Origin of the sequence: Microbacterium sp., from assembly GCF_035277845.1 — a bacterium.
Lineage (GTDB): Bacteria > Actinomycetota > Actinomycetes > Actinomycetales > Microbacteriaceae > Microbacterium.
The window spans coordinates 1-5,541 of sequence record NZ_DATEJS010000059.1 but is presented as its reverse complement, the minus strand read 5'-3'; the positions used below and the strand labels follow the sequence as shown (position 1 = coordinate 5,541).

Annotated in this window: 4 protein-coding genes and 1 pseudogene; 2 read left to right on the top strand and 3 right to left on the bottom strand. The window is 71.7% G+C overall.

Annotated elements, in window-relative coordinates; genetic code table 11:
- Together VJR25_RS02460 and VJR25_RS02455 are read left to right on the top strand one after the other, a co-directional pair.
- Positions 1–967: fumarylacetoacetate hydrolase family protein (locus tag VJR25_RS02460; RefSeq protein WP_324112166.1), on the top strand; the 967-nt coding region annotated here is incomplete at its 5' end.
- A gap of 59 nt (positions 968–1,026) precedes the next feature.
- Positions 1,027–1,956 carry a LysR family transcriptional regulator gene (locus tag VJR25_RS02455; protein ID WP_324112164.1) on the top strand — a complete coding sequence of 310 codons (930 nt, stop codon included), beginning with the start codon at positions 1,027–1,029 and terminating at the stop codon, positions 1,954–1,956.
- A 45-nt stretch (positions 1,957–2,001) separates the two neighbouring features.
- Here VJR25_RS02455 and VJR25_RS02450 read toward each other — a convergent pair whose 3' ends face one another.
- The 3 genes and pseudogenes from VJR25_RS02450 to VJR25_RS02440 all read right to left on the bottom strand — a co-directional run.
- Positions 2,002–3,378 carry an NADP-dependent succinic semialdehyde dehydrogenase gene (locus VJR25_RS02450; protein ID WP_324112162.1) on the bottom strand — a complete coding sequence of 459 codons (1,377 nt, stop codon included), beginning with the start codon at positions 3,376–3,378 and terminating at the stop codon, positions 2,002–2,004.
- 122 nt (positions 3,379–3,500) lie between these two features.
- Complete coding sequence (locus VJR25_RS02445; protein WP_324112160.1) at positions 3,501–4,787, bottom strand: MFS transporter; 1,287 nt, start codon at positions 4,785–4,787, stop codon at positions 3,501–3,503.
- A gap of 129 nt (positions 4,788–4,916) precedes the next feature.
- A pseudogene (locus tag VJR25_RS02440) lies at positions 4,917–5,541 on the bottom strand (hypothetical protein); the annotation flags it as partial.

The following is a 5,541-nucleotide window of genomic DNA, read 5'->3' as shown; positions in this document are numbered from 1 at the left end:
GGCGCAGCTCGCGCGCCACGTCGGCCCGAACGGGATCGTGCACACCGGACGCATCCAGCACGGCGCGATCCAGGATCTCCCCGGCGACCCGGAGATCCTCGACCTGCTGACCGGGCCGGAAGACCGGCGCCGCGACCTGCTAGTGCGCGCGGGCAGGCAGCAGCGGCTGCCGATCGGACAGGCGACGTTCGCGGTGCCGGTGCAGCCGCGCGCCATGCGCGACTTCCTCGTGTTCGAGGCGCACATCGCCGGGATGAAGAAGAACGAGCCGGGCGACGGCACCGTGCCTCCGCAGTGGTACGAGGCCCCCGCGTTCCTCTTCATGAACCCGTGGTCGGTGCTGCCCACCGGCGCGGACGTCCCGATGCCGCCGGGCACGCAGAGGCTCGACTTCGAGCTCGAGGTGGCGATGGTCGTCAAGCGCACCGTGCGCGACGTGCCGCTCGAGGAAGCGCACGAGCACATCGCCGGGTTCGCGATCCTCAACGACTGGAGCGCCCGCGACATCCAGGCGGGCGAGATGCGGATCGGACTCGGCCCGTCCAAGGGCAAGGACTTCGCGACCACGCTCGGCCCCTGGATCACCACCCCGGATGAGCTGGAGCAGTACCGCGAGGGCGATCGCTATGCACTCGACATGTCGGTCGCGGTGAACGGCGAGGTCGTCGGCACTGACAACCTGCGCCGCATGTCGTGGTCGTTCGAGGAGATGCTCGTGCACGCATCGCGGGATGCCTGGGTGGGTGCAGGCGACGTGCTCGCCACCGGCACCGCCTCCCAGGGTGCCCTGTCCGAGCGCTGGGCGCGCGCAGGGGGCGAGCTCGTCGTCCCGCCGCTGCAGGTGGGCGACGTCGTGACGATGACCGTGCAAGGTCTCGGCACGATCGAGAACCGGATCGTCGAGACCGTGAGCCCGGGTCATCGGGCGCCCCGCGCCCGGCGCACCTACGGTGCCGACCGCCTGTGACGCCGGCGCCCGCGCGTGAGCGGCCCCGTATGCTGACGGGGACAGCGAAGGGGCCTCGGGTGAACGATCTGCGGGACGTCGACATCAACCTGCTGCTGGTACTGGACGCCGTGCTCAGCGAGCGCAACCTCACCCGGGCGGCGGAGCTGCTCGGCACCACGCAGCCGACCGTCAGCGGCGCGGTCGCGAAGCTGCGGACGCTTCTCGACGACCCGCTGCTGGTGCGCACCGGCCGCGTGTCCGAGCTGACACCGAAGGCGCTCGCGCTGCAGCCGGTCGTCGCTGCGGCGATGGCCCAGATCGACCGGACCCTCAACCTGCGTCCGCAGTTCGACCCCGCCACGAGCGACCGGCGCTTCCGGCTCTCGGCATCCGATTACGCCCTGTCGGTCATGACCGCGCCGCTGCTCGACGTGCTCGAGCAGGAGGCGCCGCACACGTCGATCGAGTTCAGCCCGCTCTACGAGGTCGGGCCGATCGACCTGCTGCGCGACGACGTCGTCGTGGTGGGCACGACGTCCGGCGTGCCCGGCAAGCACCAAGCGCTGTTCTCGGACTCGATGGTGTGCGTGGTGCGGCGCGATCACCCGCGACTCGTCGACGGACGCCTGTCGATGGAGGACCTCGCCACCCTCCCGTACGTGCGGGTGTCGCTCGCGAACGGCGTGTCCCTCTACGCGGACGACGTGCTCGCGGCCTCCGGCATCAGCCCGCGCGTGCGCCGCACCGTGCCAGGCTTCCTCCCCGTGCCGTTCACGGTCTCGGGCACCGACATGTTCGGCTTCGCGCCCGCCCGGATCGCGGAGCTCTACGCCGACCGGCTGGACCTCGCGATCGCGCGCATCCCGGTGCCCCTGCCGGTGCTCGTGGAGTCCGCGTACTGGCATCCCTCACGCAACGACGACCCGGCCCTGCGGTGGCTGATCGCGACGCTCATCCGCGTCGCCGAGAAGGTCGAGTTCGCCGACGAGGATGCCGGAGGCCGCTGACCCGCCGACCCCGGCACAGCCCGGGCCGCTGCGCCGGGTGGCCGGTCAGGCCTTCCAGACCGTCTTGAGGTTGCAGAACTCGCGGATGCCGGCGGCGGCGAGTTCGCGGCCCACGCCGGAGTTCTTCACCCCGCCGAACGGCAGTTCGGGGAACGACACGGTCATGCCGTTGACGAACACGGCGCCGGCGTCGAGGTTGTCCGCGAACCACTCCTCCTCGTCGGGGTCCGTCGTCCAGACCGCGGAGCTGAGCCCGAAGGTGGTGCCGTTCGCGATCGCGAGGGCCTCCTCCCGGTCCGCGACCCGGTACACCGTCGCGACGGGGCCGAACGCCTCCTCGGTGTGCAGGCGCATCTCGGGGGTCATCCCGGTCAGCACGGTCGGCTCGTAGAACCAGCCGTCCCGATCGGGCACCGTGCCTCCCGCCAGCACCGTGGCGCCCTTCGCGACGGCATCCGCCACCTGCTGCTCCAGCTCGTCGCGGCCGGACTCGGTCGCGAGCGGTCCGACCTCGGTGGACTCGTCGAGCGGATCGCCGACCTTCAGCGCGGCGACGCGCTCGGCGAAGAGCCGGGTGAACTCGTCGTAGACGTCGGCGTGCACGATGAAGCGCTTCCCCGCGATGCAGGACTGCCCGTTGTTCTGGTTGCGCGCCGTGACCGCGATCCCGACGGCCCGCTCGACGTCGGCGCTGGGCATCACGACGAACGGGTCGGAACCGCCGAGCTCCAGCACCACGTGCTTCACCTCGGACCCGGCGATCGACGCGAGCGAGCGTCCCGCCGGCTCGGATCCGGTGAGGGTCGCCGCTTTGACCCGCGGATCGCGCAGCACGCGCTCCACGCCGGAAGCCGGGATCAGCAGCGTCTGGAACGCCCCCACCGGGAAGCCGGCACGGGCGAACAGCGTGTCGAGGTAGAGGGCGGACTGCGGCACGTTCGATGCGTGCTTGAGCAGGCCGACGTTGCCGGCCATCAGTGCGGGGGCGGCGAAGCGCAGCACCTGCCAGAGCGGGTAGTTCCACGGCATGACCGCGAGCACGATGCCGATGGGCGCGTACCGGGTGCCGGCACGCGACGCATTCACCGCCGCCGGGTCGGCGAGGGTCTCCGGGGCGAGGAACCCTTCGGCGTGCTCGGCGTAGAACCGCATGCCCTTGGCGCATTTGAGCACCTCGGCGCGGGCGGCGGCGATCGGCCGGCCCATCTCGATCGTGATGAGGCGGGCGCACTCGTCGACGTCGGCCTCGAGCAGATCGGCGGCACGGCGCATCCACTCGCCGCGCTGGGCGAACGTGGTGTCGCGCAGTTCACCGAATGCGGCGTCGGCGCGCGCGATGCGCTCGTCGACCTCGGCGTCCGTGTGCGGGTCGAAGGTGCGCTCCACCTGGCCGGTGAAGGGATTCAGGGTGGCGATGGGCATGGCGAAGCTCCTGATCGGATCGGGCTGTGGATCGAGCCTAGGACCGTCCCGGACGCCTCGGGGCCGCCGTGCGCGGATGGGAGGCATCCGTGCACGGCGAGACAGCCCGCCGGCATCCTCTCTCAGTCGACGCCCCGGATCGGCAGGATGAGGGCCGCGCCGAGCAGGCCCGCCACCGCACCGGTGAAGAACAGCGCCGGGAAGTTCTGCGGATGCGCCGCTGAGGCCCCGATCGCGAGCAGCACGGGCGCCACGGCCGGCACGATCGACGCCGGGAGGGAGCTGGCGAGCCCCATGATGCCCATGTCCTTCGCGATGTTGTGCCGATCCGGCAGGATCTCGCTGACGAGCGCCAGGTCGACTGCCATGTATACGCCCTGCCCGAGGCCGATGATCGCCATCGCGACGAGGAATGCGGGGTACGTGGTCGCGAACGTCACGACCACCAGTCCGACCGCGAACACGACCGCCGCGACCACCACGAAGGGCTTGCGCCGGCCGATCCGGTCGGACAGCTTCCCGGCGATCGGAGCGAACACGAGCGCCATGACCGTGAGCACCAGCGTCGAGAGGAACACCGCGTTCGCGACGCTCTGCAGCGTGAAGTGCAGGGCCAGGATCAGGTAGAACGCCTGGTAGGCCTGCACTGCGGCGATGCCGAAGAAGATGAGCAGGCGGCTCCACCACGCCCACCCGAACGAGGGGTGCGCGACGGGGTCGACCCAGAACGTGCCGAAGAACTCGCGCGGGCGGAACGGCGGCACGTCGGCCTTCGCGATGGCGCGTTCGGGCAGGCGCACGGCGAGCAGCAGTGCGGAGAGCACGCCGACGGCAGCGGGGATGAGGAACTGCGCGAGCAGTGAACCGGACACGAGCTGGGCGAGGAACAGGCCGACGACGGCGCCGACCGGCAGGCTGAGCCCGACGAGGGCGGATGCCGGGCCGCGGCGATTCGGCGCGTACTGGTCGGCGAGGGTCGCGGTGCAGGCGACCGTCACCGCGGCGGTGCCGAGCCACGTGAACGCGTTTCCGAGGATCAGCAGTCCTGTGCCGGGTGCGGCGTAGCTGACCGGCGCGCCGATCGCGAACAGCACCGCCCCCAGCACCAGCAGCGGGCGCCGCCGGCCGGTGCGCCACGTGATCCGGTCGCTGAGCCGGCCGAGAACGGGGGCCGAGACGAGCGCGACGACCGCCCCGACCGCGACCACGACCGAAAGGATCGTCGTCGCGGTGCGGTGGTCGAGCGCTTCCGCCTTGAGGGACAGCGTGAGCACCGCAGGGACCAGCTGTGCCATGCCGGCGCCGATCGCGGCGAATCCGAGGAAGAACAGCAGTCCGCGGCGCGGGTTCGGCCAGTCCTGGATCGGGAGGTCGACGTCGTCGGTCGTCGAGGTGCGGGATGGGTTCATGAGGCGTCCTTGCCGTCGTCCCGGTCGTCGGGCGGCCGGAGTCAGGAGATGTCTATCAGCGGGCATCCGGCGCGGAACACCGCAGGACGGCGATGGGACCCATCGCCCGAGGCGATGCGGGTGCGAGGCTCAGGCCGACTCCGGATGCTGCGCGGCATCCGCGTCGGCGAGCAGCGCAGCGAGGGATGCCGGAGACGTCGCCAGGTCGAGGGCGAGCTCCTTGGCCCCGAGCGCGGGTGCGTCCCGGCCGAGGGCGCTCCAGGCGATCGTCAGCGAACCGGTCAGCGACGGACTCACCGAGGAGTAGATCGCGTGCCGCACGCGCGCGAGCACGTCGCCGTTCGGGTCCCCGTCGAGGGACGACAGCACCACCGCCGAGGGGTTCAGCAGCCGGAGGTCCTGCCCGATCGTCTCGCCGAGTCGTTCGGACAGCAGGTGGCGCGACGCCGCGTCGCCGCCCCCGCCCGCGACCGCCGGCCCGCCTGCGTCGATCAGCCCCGCGATCCCGCCCGCGCCGCGCAGGATACTGCCGTCCACGACGATGCCGCGCTCCACGCGCCCCTCCGAGACGTAGGCGAAGTAGAGCATCGCCTGGTCGGCGTAGCGGCGACGGTACTCGCCGAAGGCGGCGAGATGGACGGTGCGCTCCACCCGCATCCGCTCCGTCTCCCCCGTGCCTGCGTCGAGGACGTCGTTGCATGCGACGACCGTCGCCAGCGCCTCCCGGCCGTGCGACGCCGCCGACAGCGCGACC